This window comes from Halomonas sp. TP35, assembly GCF_052375975.1.
Lineage (GTDB): Bacteria > Pseudomonadota > Gammaproteobacteria > Pseudomonadales > Halomonadaceae > Vreelandella > Vreelandella citrativorans.
In genome coordinates this window covers 76,673-91,633 of the sequence record NZ_JBQSUZ010000006.1, presented here as the reverse complement: position 1 = coordinate 91,633, position 14,961 = coordinate 76,673, and the positions used below count along the sequence as shown (strand labels likewise).

Below are 14,961 nucleotides of genomic sequence, written 5' to 3'. Positions count from 1 at the left end.
CTCCTAGCTCTCTAACTCAATATCGATGCCCAGCGAGCGGATTTCCTTCACGAGTACATTGAAGGATTCCGGCATGCCTGCCTGCATGGTGTGGTCGCCATCCACGATGTTTTTGTACATCTTGGTGCGGCCTTCGACGTCGTCCGATTTGACGGTGAGCATCTCTTGCAGGGTGTAGGCCGCGCCATAGGCTTCCAGCGCCCACACTTCCATCTCACCAAAGCGCTGACCACCGAACTGTGCTTTACCACCCAAGGGCTGCTGGGTAACCAGCGAGTAAGAGCCGGTAGAACGAGCGTGCATCTTGTCGTCTACCAAGTGGTTCAGCTTCAGCATGTACATGTAGCCGACGGTGACCGGGCGATCAAACGCATCACCGGTACGGCCATCGTGCAGCACCATCTGGCCAGACTCAGGAATGTCAGCAAGCTTCAGCAAGTGTTTGATTTCGTGCTCTTCGGCACCATCAAATACCGGCGTGGCCATGGGGACACCGCCTTTCAGGTTTTTCGCCAGCGCGATAACTTCGTCATCACTGAGCGAATCCAGATCTTCAAGGCGCGCACCCGGCGTGTTGTATACCTGGCCAAGGAAGTCACGGATCTCGGCAACCTGCTGGCCGCGCGCATCACGTAGCATAGCGTCGATTTTGACACCCAAACCACGCGCTGCCATTCCCAGGTGAGTTTCAAGAATCTGACCCACGTTCATACGCGACGGTACACCCAAGGGGTTAAGTACCACATCGACCGGCTCGCCCTTCTCATCGAACGGCATGTCTTCGATCGGCATAATCGCGGAGATAACACCCTTGTTACCGTGACGACCTGCCATCTTGTCGCCTGGCTGGATACGGCGCTTGACCGCCATGTAAACCTTGACGATTTTGAGCACGCCAGGCGCCAGGTCATCGCCCTGAGTCAGCTTGCGTTTCTTGTCTTCAAAACGCTCGTCCATCTCTTTACGACGGTTTTCCAACTGCTCGTCGGCCTGTGCCAGAAGCTCGTTGTAAGCCTCATCCTGCATGCGCAGCTTGAACCACTGCTGACGCGGCAGTTCGTCGAGGTAAGCCTCGTCCAGCACGTCGCCTTTCTTGAGGTTCGGACCGCCGTTAACGGCTTGGCCATCCAGCGTACGCTGCAGACGCTCAAACGTTGCGTCTTCAGCAATACGGTAGGTTTCCTGCAGGTCCTTACGCACTTCATCCAGCTGCATTTGCTCGATGGAGAGCGCACGTGAATCTTTTTCAACGCCGTCGCGAGTGAACACCTGAACGTCGATAACCGTACCTTTCATGCCCGTAGGAGCACGCAGGGAGGTATCTTTTACGTCAGACGCTTTCTCACCGAAGATCGCACGCAGCAGCTTCTCTTCTGGCGTCAGCTGGGTTTCACCCTTCGGCGTTACCTTACCGACCAGAATGTCGCCCGGGCCAACTTCAGCACCGATGTACACGACGCCCGCCTCGTCCAATTTACCCAGCGCGGACTCACCGACGTTGGGAATATCAGAGGTGATCTCTTCCGGCCCCAGCTTGGTGTCGCGAGACACACAGGTCAGTTCCTGAATGTGGATCGTGGTGAAACGGTCTTCTTGAACGACCCGCTCAGAGAGCAGAATGGAGTCCTCGAAGTTGTAGCCGTTCCAGGGCATGAACGCGATGCGCATATTCTGACCCAGTGCCAGGTCACCCATGTCAACAGACGGGCCGTCGGCGAGAATATCGCCACGTGCAACGCTGTCGCCAGGACGCACAATGGGGCGCTGGTTCATACAGGTGTTCTGGTTCGAGCGGGTGTACTTGGTCAGATTGTAGATATCAACGCCGGCTTCACCACCGATGATCTCATCTTCGCTAACCCGTACTACCACACGACGCGCATCTACCGAGTCGATAACGCCGCCACGACGCGCCACGGCACATACGCCGGAGTCACGCGCAACGAAACGCTCCATGCCGGTACCTACCAGCGGCTTGTCAGCACGCAGAGTAGGAACGGCCTGACGCTGCATGTTCGCACCCATCAAGGCGCGGTTAGCATCATCGTGCTCCAGGAACGGAATCAGGGCAGCCGCCACCGACACGACCTGGCGAGGAGAAACGTCCATCAGCGTCACTTGCTCAGGACGCATAAAGGTGGTTTCACCACGGTGACGCACCTGAACCAGGTCGTCAGAAAGCTTATTGGACTCATCTACCGCTGCAGAAGCCTGAGCGATGATGTAGTCGCCCTCTTCAATAGCAGAGAGGTGCACAATATCGTCAGTTACCTGACCCGCATTCACCTTACGGTACGGCGTTTCGAGGAAGCCGTAGCTGTTGGTGTGGCTGTAGGTGGCCAGCGAGTTGATCAGACCGATGTTCGGTCCTTCAGGTGTTTCGATCGGGCATAAACGGCCGTAGTGCGTGGCGTGTACGTCACGTACTTCAAAGCCAGCGCGCTCACGGGTCAAACCACCCGGGCCGAGTGCAGACACACGACGCTTGTGGGTAACTTCCGAAAGTGGGTTGTTCTGGTCCATGAACTGGGACAGCTGGCTTGAACCGAAGAACTCTTTCACCGCCGCTGCAACTGGCTTGGCGTTGATCAAGTCCTGGGGCATCAGGCCTTCGCTTTCCGCCATGGAAAGACGCTCTTTTACCGCACGCTCAACGCGTACCAGGCCGACACGGAACTGGTTCTCGGCCATTTCGCCCACACAGCGAATACGACGGTTACCCAGGTGATCGATATCATCAACGTCACCAAAGCCGTTACGGATATTGATCAGCTCGCGCAGCACATCGAGGATGTCCTTGCGATCCAGTACGCCGGAACCCGTGTCGGATTCACGACGCAGGCGACGGTTGAACTTCATGCGGCCAACGCCCGACAGGTCGTAGCGGTCCTCAGAGAAGAACAGGTTGTTAAACAACGTCTCGGCAGACTCTTTTGTGGGCGGCTCGCCGGGACGCATCATGCGATAAATTTCAACGAGCGCTTCAAGTGCTGAGCCAGTCGTATCCAACTTTAAGGTGTCGGAAATGAACGAGCCGCAGTCGAGGTCATTGGTGTAAAGCGTTTCAATGCGCTTGATGCTGCCTTGCGCCATGCGCTCAAGCACTTCAGGCGTAATTTCGGTGTTGCACGGGCAGATCAGCTCACCGGTTTTGGTGTCAATCTGATCCTTGGCCAGCGTTTTACCGAACAGGTATTCCATCGGCACTTCCAGACGCTCAAGGCCGGCTTTTTCAAGCTGACGAATGTGCTTCTGAGTAATCCGACGACCTTCTTCAACAATAATGTCGCCGTTGCCATCCTTGATATCAAAGGTGGCGGTCTCGCCGCGCAGACGCGAGGGCACCAGCTCCACGGAGAAGCCAGACTTCTCGATGTGGAAAACGCTGGTTTCGAAGAACTCACCGAGGATTTCTTCAGTACTCATGCCTAGCGCACGCATCAGCACCGAGGCCGGCAGTTTGCGGCGACGGTCAATACGTACAAACACGTTGTCTTTGGGGTCGAACTCGAAGTCCAACCAGGAACCACGGTAAGGAATTACGCGAGCAGAGTAGAGCAACTTACCAGAAGAGTGGCTCTTGCCCTTGTCGTGATCGAAGAACACACCGGGCGAGCGGTGGAGCTGGGAAACGATAACCCGCTCAGTACCATTGATAACAAAGGTACCGTTCTCAGTCATCAGGGGGATTTCCCCCATGTAGACTTCTTGCTCTTTAATATCCTTGATTGCCTTGTTCGAGGAATCGCGATCATAAATGATCAAGCGAACCTTGACGCGCAGCGGGGCGGAATAGGTCACGCCACGCAGCTGACACTCCTTAACATCGAACGCCGGCGTACCAAAGCGATAGCTAACGTACTCAAGTGCCGCGTTGCCCGAGAAACTCTCGATCGGGAAAACGGACTTGAACGCCGCATGCAGGCCAACTTCGTGACGCTCGTCAGGCGAACGATCTTGCTGGAGAAAGTCGTAATAGGAATCAAGCTGGATGGCCAGCAAGTAAGGCACATCCATCACTTGGGGCAGTTTGCCGAAATCCTTGCGGATGCGTTTTTTCTCAGTATATGAGTAAGCCATCTGTATTCCCCAGCTTGTTCACCATGGGTGACCGATGCGTGGTCATCGCTGCCCTGCGCGGGCGTGTCAGACGCAGACAGCAAGCTCCTAAACCGGTAGCTCGCCGTCGAAAATCTTGATCGATAACAGTATTACAACAACGGTATTACTGTGTTTCTGCTGCAACCTAAACGTTGCAACAGAAAAAGGCCGGCAGCGGGAAAACCCGCCGCCAGCCGTGGAAGCTTACGCAGCGCGTAAAGCCGTCAGCACAAGAATTACTTGAGCTCGACGCTTGCGCCCGCTTCTTCCAGCTTCGCTTTTGCTGCTTCTGCGTCGTCTTTGGACATGGCTTCTTTGATCGTTGCCGGAGCGCCGTCAACAGCGCCTTTAGCTTCTTTCAGGCCAAGACCAGTGATTTCGCGAACGGCTTTGATGACGTTAACTTTCTTGTCACCAGCAGCGGTCAGAACCAGGTCAAACTCGGTTTGCTCTTCTGCAGCAGCTTCGCCGCCAGCAGCCGGGCCAGCCATAACAGCTGCAGCAGCTGATACGCCGAATTTCTCTTCCATTGCTTCGATCAGCTCAACAACTTCCATTACGGACATGTCGGCTACAGCATTGATGATATCGTCTTTAGACAGTGCCATTTTTCATTCCTAACTTTGCGGGAGCCTCGGTCGGCCGAGGACTCAGGATTCATTGCTCGGTTCAGGCAACGTAATCGGCATAGCGTTCACGCCGCCTGCAAAAAGGTCTGCTTACGCAGCTTCTTCTTGCTTCTGATCGCGCAGAGCGGCCAGGGTACGAACCAGCTTGCCAGCGGAGGCTTCTTTCATTACCGACATCAACTTGGCAATTGCTTCGTTGTAAGTCGGTAGGGTTGCCAGACGGTCGATGTCAGCAGCCGGGATCAGTTCGCCTTCGTAGGCCAACGCCTTCACTTCGAAGTTCTGCTCAGTTTTAGCGAACTCTTTGAACAAACGAGCGGCAGCGCCCGGATGATCGGTAGAGAAAGCCAACAGAGTCGGACCAACAAAGCTCTCGTTCAGACACTCCCACTGAGTGCCCTCGAGGGCGCGGCGAGCCAGCGTGTTACGAACAACACGAAGCTCTACACCATTCTCACGTGCCTGCTTGCGCAGATCGGTCATTTTACCGACCGTTACACCGCGAGAATCGGCAACTACGACGGAGAGTGCGCCCTTGGCCGCTTCACTGACCTCGGCAACAATCGCTTTCTTGCCTTCAAGTGCTAGTGGCACAGTGATCACTCCTTCGTGCCGGAGCCTTTTTAAGGCGCCGGAGGTTACCATCTCTTCCAGGCCTACTCTAACCAGCACTGGAAGCCTTAGGGGATGGTGCTCACCAGAAAGCAATGTCGCTAAAAAGCTTCAACCAACTGGCGGCCACACCATCTGCGCAGGCGCTTTAGGCAATTAAGCCGCGTGAGATAAAAACATCCAGCGCGGCACCTGCGGTCTTTGACGGTGCTCCAGTAGGCTTACCTAACTAGAGGACCGCAAAGTTCTTGCTCGGTTCTTACTTAAACCTGTCGACGTCTGCTTATACAAACTCAGAGTGGTCGATAGTCAGACCTGGGCCCATGGTAGTGGACAGGGTGACTTTCTTAAAGTAAATACCTTTAGAGGAACTCGGCTTGAGCCTCTTAAGGTCAGCAACCAGCGCTTCCAGGTTGCCTTGAACAGACGCAGCATCAAACGTCACTTTACCCAGCGTCGTGTGGATAATACCGTTTTTGTCAGTACGGAAACGTACCTGACCGGCTTTGGCGTTCTTAACTGCGGTTGCAACGTCAGGCGTTACGGTGCCAACTTTCGGGTTCGGCATCAGGCCGCGCGGACCAAGAATCTGGCCCAGCTGACCAACAACACGCATAGCGTCCGGAGAAGCGATAACGACGTCAAAATCCATCACGCCTTTCTTCACTTGCTCAGCCAGCTCATCCATACCCACGATGTCAGCGCCTGCTTCTTTAGCAGCATCGGCGTTAGCACCTTGAGTGAAGACCGCTACGCGTACGTCTTTACCAGTACCGTTAGGCATGACGGTTGCGCCACGAACAACCTGGTCAGATTTACGCGGATCAACACCCAGGTTGATCGCGACATCAACAGACTCATTGAACTTAACAGTAGACAGCTCAGAAAGCAGTGCAACCGCTTCTTCCAGAGAGTACGCCTTGTTGGCATCTACTTTCTCGCGAATTACCTTCGCGCGCTTAGACAGTTTAGCCATGATCAGAGACCCTCCACGTTAAGGCCCATGCTACGAGCGCTGCCTGCAATAGTACGTACGGCGGCATCGAGATCAGAAGCCGTCAGATCCGGCTCTTTAGTCTTGGCGATCTCTTCAAGCTGCTCGCGAGTCACGGTGCCGACCTTCTTCTTGTTCGGCTCACCAGAACCCGACTTGATACCAGCGGCTTTTTTCAGCAGCACGGCAGCAGGCGGTGTTTTGGTAACGAACGTGAAGCTACGGTCAGAGTAGACAGTGATCACGACAGGCGTCGGCAGACCCGGCTCAATCTCTTGAGTCGCTGCGTTAAACGCCTTACAAAATTCCATGATGTTCACACCGTGCTGACCCAGTGCTGGGCCTACGGGCGGACTTGGATTGGCTTTACCTGCAGCTACCTGCAGTTTGATATAAGCCTGGACTTTCTTGGCCATGGTAAATACTCCAATTGGGTAATAGCGCCTTGCGGCTCCCCGGGACTAGCGAGACAGCCAACGGCTGCCTCTTACGAATTTACGACGTTTTCTTAACCTGCGCCCTACTCTTTCTCGACCTGAGAAAACTCAAGTTCGACAGGCGTGGCACGCCCAAAGATCAATACACTGACCTGCAAACGGCTCTTGTCGTAGTTGACTTCCTCAACCACACCGTTGAAGTCGGCGAAAGGACCATCGACAACACGCACCGACTGACCCGGCTCAAACATTGTCTTGGGCCGTGGCTTATCAGTTCCGTCTTTAACGCGACGCAAAATAGCGTCCGCTTCACGGGTCGTGATCGCAGCCGGTTTCTCTTTTGTTCCGCCAATGAAGCCCATTACACGCGGGGTTTCATTAACGAGATGCCATGTTTCGTCGGCCATTTCCATCTCGACCAGTACGTAGCCGGGATAGAATTTACGCTCACTCTTGCGGCGCTTACCGTCGCGCATCTCAACGACTTCTTCCGTCGGCACCAGAATCTCGCCAAAACGATCTTCCATACCGTGCATTTTTACGCGCTCAATCAGTGAGCGCATAACATGCTTCTCAAAACCGGAATAGGCGTGGACGACGTACCAACGTTTGGACATGAAAACTCCTAACCAATGACGCCGGACATTGCCCAGCCAAGAAGAGTGTCAATCAACCACAGCATCAACCCCACCACGAGAACCGCCACCAGAACAATCGCAGTGGTTTGAATAGTCTCGGGACGGGTCGGCCATACAACGCGCTGAATCTCTTTCTTGGCGCTTACGGCAAGCTCTGTTAAGTCGCGACCTTTAGTAGTGGTAAGTGCGATAAAACCTGCAAGCACACACAACACCACCACGCCCAATACGCGGTAGAGCAAGCCAATATTGGCGAAATAGGTATTACCAACGACAGCAACGACAAGCAGCGCTGTAACCACTGCCCACTTGAGCCCGTCATGGCGTGCCTGCTGCACCTCGTTACCGTGCTTTACAGAACCAGGCTTCATAAAACGAGACTCCTTGGGGTGCGGCTACAATAAAGGAATTCTGAAAAAAACATGCCAACCTGGGGAAGGTTGGCAGGCCAGGAGGGACTCGAACCCCCAACCTGCGGTTTTGGAGACCGCTGCTCTGCCAATTGAGCCACTGGCCTATCATCGCTGCATAGGCGCAGAAAAGCCTACACAACAGCGGGCGCCATGATAGCGGAGAAATAACCACCTGACAACCCCACTCTGCATCGAACACTCAAAACATGCAGCGCTCTACAAACAGAGACAAACTCAGAAACAAAAAAAGCGAGCTTCGCTCGCTGTTCTCGAAATATGGAGCTCATGGACGGAATTGAACCGTCGACCTCACCCTTACCAAGGGTGTGCTCTACCCCTGAGCTACATGAGCCAAATCACATCAACTGGAGCGGGCGGCGGGAATCGAACCCGCACCATCAGCTTGGAAGGCTGAGGTTCTACCGTTGAACTACGCCCGCGTAACTGCTGCATGGATTACAAGCCGCTGCACGCCGAACGATAGACAATGCCCTCTACCGGCTTTCATCCCACAACACCGACAAACGTCGCTGCTGCTTAAATCTGGTGGAGAGAGAAGGATTCGAACCTTCGAAGCTTTCGCGGCAGATTTACAGTCTGCTCCCTTTGGCCACTCGGGAATCTCTCCAGCGTTGGCGGCACATTATGCCAGCCTCCAAAACACTGTCAAGCTAGATATTTACTTAATTTATCGTAGCTTGCGATGCTAGCGCATCTGTTAGCTGCCTTGGAACGCGCTGCATTCTGTCAAAGCAGCATAGAGAATGCAAGCCCTGCGCGAATTTTTTCTAACGATACAGGCTCAGGCACACGCGGCGCACCGGCCATTTTTCCTGCTCGTTCAGTGAAGGTAAGCGGAAAACTGGCCTCAAGCCCCCCATACACCATATCAGGCCATACCGCGTGAGGCACCTGCACGCCTCGAGAAACCACGCGTGCATCGCCGCCTGTTAACAGCACGGGTAGCGCAATGCCCTGCTGATCGCACACTTCGCTATAAATACGGTTAATCGCGCTAACAGCCGCCATATAAATCCCGTGATTAACCGCATCGACGGTGCGACGCCCAGGCTCCAGCAAAGCGTCCGCCTCGCTTTCAGGATCAATCGCGACATTGCGGGTACCCAGCTTTAAGCTCTCTTTCATTAGCCGCAGTCCCGGGATAATAAAGCCCCCCAGGTGCATACCACCAGGCAGCACAAAATCAATAGTGATTGCACTACCACAGTCGACCGCACAGCAGCCTCCGGCCAGTTGGTACCCGGCAAGCGCTCCCATCCATCGGTCGACCCCCAACCGAGAGGGCTCCTCATAGCCGTTAACAACGCCCAACGCTTCAGGTGTTGAGTGCGCCACATAGACATGGCGCACCTTGTGGCGCAGCAGCGTCACCGTCTCCTCCAACACAGCGGCCCGGGCAACGCTTGAAATACGTACGGCCTCAACCACATCAAGGTCTGGAATATCCGCCCCTGGGCGCCACTCTTCGCGCGTCCAGACAGCACCGCGCGAGCGTATTTCACTACTTTCGGCATCCTTGAGCCGCCATTTCGACAAGGTATTACCGATATCCAAATCCAGAATCATAAGCGCCTGCGTACGCTGATCTCACCGCCTGCCAAGCGCCGCGAGTGACCGTTTTCAGTAACCCATAAGTTACCGCTGTTATCGACGTCGCCTGCGATCGCATCGCTGACGCGCTCCCCTTGAATGATGCGTACCGGCGCGCCTACATACGCATGGCGCGCATTCCACTCATCGCGCCATGCGGCAAAACCGACGTGCTCAAAATCTGCCAGCATGCTCAGAAGCCCCGCCACAACATCTGACGCCAACTGATTTCGCGTATGCCCGGCATGCACATCAAACAGCGCAGCTACCGGCTGGTCAATGGCGGCGCGCTGAGACTCGGTTAACGACAGGTTCATGCCCATGCCAATCACAACCTCGCAAGGCCCCGCCGCATCGCCCGTCACCTCAATCAATATGCCAGCCAGCTTGCTCAGCTCATCGCCTGCATCCACCATCAGAATATCATTGGGCCATTTTAGCTTAGGCGCAGCGCCCAGCTGCTCAAGCACCTGAGACACAACCACGCCTACCGCAAGGCTTAACCCTTCAAGCGAGGCTACCCCCGCGTCAAAGCGCCAGCCCAACGAGAGCATCAAACTTTGCCCCCACGGGGTTGTCCATACTCGCCCACGGCGACCACGACCGGCGGTTTGGAGTTCAACAAGGCACACTTCGCCATGCCCCGCACCCTGATTAAATCGCTGACGCAGATACTCGTTGCTTGAAGGCAACTGGTCTTCGACAAATAATCGCGTCAACAAATGGCGTGCCTGAGCGGGCAGGTGCTCAACAATCCTGGCGCCCTCCAATGGCTCAAGGCGGCGGGCTAGTCGATAACCTCTCCCCTTCACCGCCACCAATTCCACGCCCAAGGCCTCCAATTTTTTTAGCTGTTTCCATACAGCAGCCCGCGAAACGCCCAGCGTTTCGCCTAATTGTTCACCAGAGTGAACATTGCCATCGCTCAACAAACGCACCAGGTTACCGATGGTCATGTGCTTGCCCCAACTGGGAAAACGCCTATCTTAACGGATGCACGTAGGAGGCGAAAACTGCCGCGTTTGGGTTATTGACTTGGTGCTTTATTTGAGACAAGGCTGGTAGTCGACCATGCCGAGACCCTATAATGCCGCCCTATTTTCCCAGCAGGATCGCGTCGTGATCGAGAATCTTCGTAACATTGCCATCATCGCCCACGTTGACCACGGCAAAACTACCTTGGTAGACAAGCTGTTAAGTCAATCGGGCACACTAGACCGCAAGGCCGAAGGCCAAGAGCGGGTTATGGACTCCAATGACCAGGAGAAAGAGCGCGGCATTACGATCCTGGCCAAAAACACGGCCATTCAGTGGCAAGATGGCAATGGTACGGACTACCACATCAATATCGTTGACACCCCAGGGCACGCTGACTTCGGTGGTGAAGTAGAGCGCGTTATGTCCATGGTGGATTCAGTGCTACTGCTGGTTGACGCGGTTGATGGCCCAATGCCGCAAACCCGCTTTGTGACTCAAAAAGCGTTCTCTCAAGGCCTCCAGCCGATCGTCGTGGTGAACAAGATTGACCGCCCTGGCGCACGCCCTGATTGGGTTATCGACCAGATTTTCGATCTGTTTGACAACCTGGGGGCCACTGACGAGCAACTCGACTTCCCGATCATCTACTGCTCGGCGCTCAACGGTATTGCTGGCATGGACCCTGAAGCGCTTGCCGAGAACATGGACCCCATGTTCCAGGCGATTGTAGATATCGTTAAGCCGCCGCAAGTTGAAGTCGACGGTCCCTTCCAGATGCAGATTTCCGCACTGGATTACAACAGCTACGTGGGTGTTATCGGTCTTGGCCGCATCAAGCGCGGCAGTGTCAAGCCGGGCCAGCAGATCACCGTGATCACCAAGGAAGGCGCTACCCGCAAAGGTAAAGTCGGCCAGGTTATGACGCACATGGGGCTGGAGCGCGTACAAACGACCGAAGCGACCGCAGGTGACATCGTTTGTATCACCGGCATCGAAGATCTGGCGATTTCCGATACGCTGTGCGACAACAGTGCCATTGAAGCCCTGCCACCGCTTTCCGTTGATGAGCCGACCGTGTCCATGACCTTCCAGGTCAATGACTCGCCGTTCGCCGGTAAAGAAGGCAAGTACGTCACCAGCCGTAATATCAAGGATCGTCTTGATCAAGAGCTGATTCACAACGTGGCACTGCGCGTTGAACAGGGCGACACCCCTGAAAAATTCAAGGTTTCTGGTCGCGGCGAGCTTCACCTGTCGGTACTGATCGAAACCATGCGTCGTGAAGGCTTTGAGCTGGCCGTTGGCCGCCCCGAAGTTATCATCAAAGAGATCGACGGCGTTAAGCAGGAGCCCTACGAAGAAGTCATTATCGACTGTGAAGAGCAGCACCAAGGCTCAATCATGGAAGAACTTGGCTACCGTAAGGGTGAACTGACCAACATGAATCCGGATGGTAAAGGCCGTGTTCGTTTGGACTTCATCATTCCTGCACGTGGTTTGATCGGTTTCCGTGGTCAGTTCCTAACCCTGACGTCCGGCACCGGCATCCTGACCAGCCGCTTTGACCACTACGGCCCGCTGAAGCCCGATGCCTCTATTGAGCGTCGTAACGGCGTTCTGGTTTCCATGGTGGGCGGCAAGGCGCTGGCCTATGCCCTTTACGCGCTGCAAGAGCGCGGCAAGCTGATCATCGACCACGCCACCGAAGTCTACGAAGGCATGCTGATCGGTATTAACAACCGTGCCAACGACATGGTGGTTAACCCGACCAAGGGTAAAAAGCTCGATAACATGCGCTCCACCGGTAACGATGAAAACATCGTACTGACGCCGCCCATCAGGTTCACGCTTGAGCAGGCCATCGAGTTCCTGGATTCCGATGAGCTGGTGGAAGTAACGCCGAGCCACATCCGTCTGCGCAAGAAGCACCTGACCGAAAATGAGCGTAAGCGCGCTGGCAAGAAATAAGTCAGCAGAGCAAGCGCTCAACGCGCTCTAAAGCAAGACCGAAAGCCCGCCTCCGTGCGGGCTTTCTTGTATCTGGGGGCGCTCTTTTCAGGCGTTTGCGCCATCCATTGTCCCGCCGCTACTCTTTTTTAAAGCCCCGCCAAGTGCACCAGTAAACGCAGCCTAAACGCCTGGACGCTGGAAAGCGCACGCATTCTACCGCACAGTAGCTTGCAACTGGCGACGCCAGGGCTTTCTGCCAAACTACAATTCATACAGGCGTTTGGATACCAATCTTTGCCAATCACTTGCACAGGAACACTCTTTACATGAGTGGACACAACGTCTGGACGCACAAGGGTACTTTTCTACTGGCAGCGGTAGGCTCCGCCGTGGGCTTGGGCAATCTTTGGCGTTTCCCGTATTTAACCGGTGAAAACGGTGGCGGGGCGTTTATCCTGGTGTATGCCGTCACCATTTTGGCCGTCGGCATCCCTATCCTGATCGCAGAGACCATGCTGGGCCGCACCAGCCGTCAGAGCCCTATTATGGGCATGCGGCACTTAACCAAAACGCACAAAGCCTCGCGCGTCTGGGAGTTAATCGGCTGGCTGGGCGCGGCTTCGGCTTTTTTGATTTTAAGCTTTTACTCGGTCATCGCTGGCTGGGCACTGCACTACACCGGGCTCATGCTGACCGGCTCGCTTGTGGGTGCCGACGCGCAAACGATGGCGGCGAGTTTTGACGCACTGCTGGCGTCACCTTCCCTTATGACGCTGTACCACACGCTGTTCATTGCGGCGTCTGCACTAATTGTCAGCATGGGCGTTCATCGAGGAATTGAGACGGGCCTGCGCATTATGATGCCTGCGCTGTTCATTATTCTGACGGTAGTGCTTGCTTACAGCGTGATGAATGGCGATATACATGCGGCGGCGCGCTTTCTGTTGACCTTTAACATCGCTGACCTGAGCCTTGAGGGCTGGCTACAGGCCGTGGGGCAGTCCTTCTTTACGCTAAGCCTGGGGATGGGCGCTATTATGGCCTACGGCGCCTATATGCCCGGCGATGCCTCTCTTACGCGCACCGCCGTTGGCGTGGCCGTAGTGGATACGGCGATTGCCATGGTGGCAGGGCTGGCGATTTTCGCGCTGGTATTTGGGGCAGGGCTTGAAACCGGCCAGGGCCCAGGACTGATGTTTGTGACATTGCCACTTGCCTTCGCTGAAATGCCGCTGGGGGCGCTGATAGGCGGCATCTTCTTTATTTTAGTGCTGGGGGCTGCGATTAGTTCCTCCATCTCGCTTATCGAGCCCGTTGCCGCTTTTCTGGTCGAGCGATTCAACCTCACCCGGCCCCAAGCAGTCGTCATCGTGGTGGTGGCGGCTTGGGCAATGGGACTGCTCACCGTCGCAAGCTTTAACATCGGCGCAGAAGACAGCATTTTCTACCATCTATTTGGCCGCAGCGCCTTTGATGTTATCGAACTGTTGACCAATATCTTTATGCCGCTGGGTGGCCTGATGATTGCGCTATTCGCGGGCTGGGTGCTCACCCAAAGCGAAGTGATGAAAGAGCTGGATACTACCCATGCCTGGTTTATTAGCTGGCGGTTTCTAGTCCGTTTTGTTGCCCCTACCGCGGTGGCATTTGTCTTTTTACGCACTATTTCCCAGGTTGAGGGCTATATGATTCCTGCGCTTGGCGCACTGCTACTGGTCAGCCTCTTTGCGCTTAGCCAACGACGCCAAAAACCGCGCTGATCAGCGCCCTACAATAAGATAACAACACAGACGACCGAATGGTCGCCTACTACACGAGGGCACTATGCATCCTCTTATTGAAGTACAACAGGTGAACAAGGCGTTTGGTGGATTACAGGTGATTAACAACTGCTCCATTCGCGTCGAGAAAGGCTCAATCACCGGCATGATCGGCCCTAATGGGGCAGGTAAATCGACCCTGTTTAACCTGATCGCCGGCTCCCTGACGCCGGATAGCGGCCATGTGTTTCTCGACGGTGACGATATTACCGCGCTCAGCGCCAACCAACGCTTCCACAAGGGGCTTTTGCGCACCTTCCAGATTGCCCATGAATTTAGCCAAATGAGTGCGCTGGAAAATCTGATGATGGTGCCGCCTCATCAGGCGGGAGAAAGCTTATTCAACACGTGGTTTAAACCGGCACGGGTGCGCGAAGAGGAAGCGGCGGTCCAAAAACGTGCGCTTGAGGTCATCGAGTTTGTCGGCCTGCACCATGTACGCAATGAGCTGGCGGGCAACCTATCTGGCGGGCAAAAAAAGCTGTTGGAGCTTGGCCGCACCATGATGACGGATGCCAAGGTCGTGCTGCTTGATGAAATTGCCGCAGGCGTTAACCGTACCCTGCTGGGCGACTTGATCAGCAATATTGAGCGTTTGAATCGCGAGTTGGGTTACACCTTTTTAGTGATCGAACACGACATGGACATGATTGCCCGGCTATGCGACCCGGTGATTGTCTTGGCTCAGGGAAGCGTGATGGTCGAGGGGCATATTCAGGATATTCAAAATAACCCTGCGGTGATTGAAGCATATTTTGGCACCGACGCTGCCTGATCA

General features: G+C 54.9%; 12 protein-coding genes and 4 tRNA genes. 3 read left to right on the top strand and 13 right to left on the bottom strand.

Going from position 1 to position 14,961, the window contains the following annotated elements:
* Positions 1-3: 3 nt before the first annotated feature.
* From rpoB to ACT3RU_RS09310, 13 genes are all read right to left on the bottom strand, one after another.
* Complete coding sequence (rpoB, locus tag ACT3RU_RS09370; RefSeq protein WP_172117719.1) at positions 4-4,080, bottom strand: DNA-directed RNA polymerase subunit beta; 4,077 nt, start codon at positions 4,078-4,080, stop codon at positions 4-6.
* A gap of 257 nt (positions 4,081-4,337) precedes the next feature.
* On the bottom strand, positions 4,338-4,709 hold the full coding sequence (rplL, locus tag ACT3RU_RS09365) for a 50S ribosomal protein L7/L12 (protein WP_087108966.1): 372 nt from the start codon (positions 4,707-4,709) through the stop codon (positions 4,338-4,340).
* Positions 4,710-4,820: 111 nt separating this feature from the next.
* On the bottom strand, positions 4,821-5,324 hold the full coding sequence (rplJ, locus tag ACT3RU_RS09360) for a 50S ribosomal protein L10 (RefSeq protein WP_018917742.1): 504 nt from the start codon (positions 5,322-5,324) through the stop codon (positions 4,821-4,823).
* Between the two features lie 301 nt (positions 5,325-5,625).
* The gene (gene rplA, locus ACT3RU_RS09355; RefSeq protein WP_087108968.1) at positions 5,626-6,318 is read right to left on the bottom strand and encodes a 50S ribosomal protein L1; all 693 of its coding nucleotides are present in this window, start codon (positions 6,316-6,318) and stop codon (positions 5,626-5,628) included.
* Positions 6,319-6,320: 2 nt separating this feature from the next.
* Positions 6,321-6,752: a 50S ribosomal protein L11 gene (gene rplK / locus ACT3RU_RS09350; RefSeq protein WP_018917744.1), complete on the bottom strand. Its 432-nt coding sequence runs from the start codon at positions 6,750-6,752 to the stop codon at positions 6,321-6,323.
* A 104-nt stretch (positions 6,753-6,856) separates the two neighbouring features.
* Complete coding sequence (nusG, locus tag ACT3RU_RS09345; RefSeq protein WP_087108970.1) at positions 6,857-7,390, bottom strand: transcription termination/antitermination protein NusG; 534 nt, start codon at positions 7,388-7,390, stop codon at positions 6,857-6,859.
* An 8-nt stretch (positions 7,391-7,398) separates the two neighbouring features.
* Entirely contained in the window at positions 7,399-7,782 is a 384-nt protein-coding gene (gene secE, locus ACT3RU_RS09340) for a preprotein translocase subunit SecE (RefSeq protein ID WP_192527311.1), read from the bottom strand.
* Positions 7,783-7,852: 70 nt separating this feature from the next.
* Positions 7,853-7,928, bottom strand: a tRNA-Trp gene (locus ACT3RU_RS09335).
* Positions 7,929-8,101: 173 nt separating this feature from the next.
* Positions 8,102-8,176: transfer RNA gene (locus ACT3RU_RS09330), tRNA-Thr, on the bottom strand.
* A 14-nt stretch (positions 8,177-8,190) separates the two neighbouring features.
* Positions 8,191-8,264: transfer RNA gene (locus ACT3RU_RS09325), tRNA-Gly, on the bottom strand.
* 104 nt (positions 8,265-8,368) lie between these two features.
* A tRNA-Tyr gene (locus ACT3RU_RS09320) sits at positions 8,369-8,452 on the bottom strand.
* 119 nt (positions 8,453-8,571) lie between these two features.
* Positions 8,572-9,411, bottom strand: coding sequence for a type III pantothenate kinase (locus ACT3RU_RS09315; RefSeq protein WP_172117724.1), 840 nt, complete (start codon positions 9,409-9,411; stop codon positions 8,572-8,574).
* Positions 9,408-10,391 carry a biotin--[acetyl-CoA-carboxylase] ligase gene (locus ACT3RU_RS09310; protein WP_483392660.1) on the bottom strand — a complete coding sequence of 328 codons (984 nt, stop codon included), beginning with the start codon at positions 10,389-10,391 and terminating at the stop codon, positions 9,408-9,410. The genes ACT3RU_RS09315 and ACT3RU_RS09310 overlap by 4 nt, the downstream gene beginning before the upstream one ends.
* A gap of 115 nt (positions 10,392-10,506) precedes the next feature.
* Between ACT3RU_RS09310 and typA the strand changes: the two genes are divergently transcribed.
* The 3 genes from typA to ACT3RU_RS09295 all read left to right on the top strand — a co-directional run bounded on the left by typA (position 10,507) and on the right by ACT3RU_RS09295 (position 14,958).
* Positions 10,507-12,381: a translational GTPase TypA gene (gene typA, locus ACT3RU_RS09305; protein ID WP_225733776.1), complete on the top strand. Its 1,875-nt coding sequence runs from the start codon at positions 10,507-10,509 to the stop codon at positions 12,379-12,381.
* A gap of 308 nt (positions 12,382-12,689) precedes the next feature.
* Complete coding sequence (locus tag ACT3RU_RS09300; protein ID WP_192527308.1) at positions 12,690-14,123, top strand: sodium-dependent transporter; 1,434 nt, start codon at positions 12,690-12,692, stop codon at positions 14,121-14,123.
* A gap of 64 nt (positions 14,124-14,187) precedes the next feature.
* Entirely contained in the window at positions 14,188-14,958 is a 771-nt protein-coding gene (locus tag ACT3RU_RS09295; protein ID WP_087108984.1) for an ABC transporter ATP-binding protein, read from the top strand.
* The last annotated feature ends 3 nt before the right edge of the window (positions 14,959-14,961 follow it).

What these genes read in the sequence shown, in the direction of transcription:
- ACT3RU_RS09310 (WP_483392660.1), bottom strand. Translation starts at nt 10,391, where the DNA reads ATGACCATCGGTAACCTGGTGCGTTTGTTGAGCGATGGCAATGTTCAC.
- ACT3RU_RS09295 (WP_087108984.1), top strand. Translation starts at nt 14,188, where the DNA reads ATGCATCCTCTTATTGAAGTACAACAGGTGAACAAGGCGTTTGGTGGA.
- ACT3RU_RS09300 (WP_192527308.1), top strand. Translation starts at nt 12,690, where the DNA reads ATGAGTGGACACAACGTCTGGACGCACAAGGGTACTTTTCTACTGGCA.
- rplK (WP_018917744.1), bottom strand. Translation starts at nt 6,752, where the DNA reads ATGGCCAAGAAAGTCCAGGCTTATATCAAACTGCAGGTAGCTGCAGGT.
- ACT3RU_RS09315 (WP_172117724.1), bottom strand. Translation starts at nt 9,411, where the DNA reads ATGATTCTGGATTTGGATATCGGTAATACCTTGTCGAAATGGCGGCTC.
- typA (WP_225733776.1), top strand. Translation starts at nt 10,507, where the DNA reads ATGCCGAGACCCTATAATGCCGCCCTATTTTCCCAGCAGGATCGCGTC.
- rpoB (WP_172117719.1), bottom strand. Translation starts at nt 4,080, where the DNA reads ATGGCTTACTCATATACTGAGAAAAAACGCATCCGCAAGGATTTCGGC.
- rplA (WP_087108968.1), bottom strand. Translation starts at nt 6,318, where the DNA reads ATGGCTAAACTGTCTAAGCGCGCGAAGGTAATTCGCGAGAAAGTAGAT.
- nusG (WP_087108970.1), bottom strand. Translation starts at nt 7,390, where the DNA reads ATGTCCAAACGTTGGTACGTCGTCCACGCCTATTCCGGTTTTGAGAAG.
- rplL (WP_087108966.1), bottom strand. Translation starts at nt 4,709, where the DNA reads ATGGCACTGTCTAAAGACGATATCATCAATGCTGTAGCCGACATGTCC.
- secE (WP_192527311.1), bottom strand. Translation starts at nt 7,782, where the DNA reads ATGAAGCCTGGTTCTGTAAAGCACGGTAACGAGGTGCAGCAGGCACGC.